This is a genomic window from Massilia eburnea (assembly GCF_009720745.1).
Classification (GTDB): domain Bacteria; phylum Pseudomonadota; class Gammaproteobacteria; order Burkholderiales; family Burkholderiaceae_D; genus Rugamonas; species Rugamonas eburnea.
This window is the reverse complement of the sequence record NZ_WNKX01000110.1, coordinates 1-255: the sequence shown is the minus strand read 5'-3', so window position 1 is coordinate 255 and position 255 is coordinate 1. Positions and strand designations below refer to the sequence as shown.

Annotated in this window: 1 pseudogene; it reads left to right on the top strand. The window is 68.6% G+C overall.

Going from position 1 to position 255, the window contains the following annotated elements:
- Positions 1-255: pseudogene (locus tag GM658_RS29040) on the top strand (DUF4382 domain-containing protein); the annotation flags it as partial.

Genomic DNA, 255 nt, shown 5'->3' with positions numbered 1-255 from the left:
CGGCCGGCAATTACGACGTGGTCATCACGGCCGACGGCTATGCAGCCAACGTGGTGGGCGCCGTGCCGGTGGCCGCCACCGGCATGACGTCGCTCAGCACCTCCGCCGCGCCAATCGCACCGGTGGTCGGCCTGACCAATACGATCAGCGGCAGCGTGACGCAAACCCCAGCCAGCGCCACCGAGCCAGCCCTGGTGGTCGCCTCGCAAGCAATTACCGGCGGCCCGACTGTAGCGCTGAAGTTCGCCATGACCC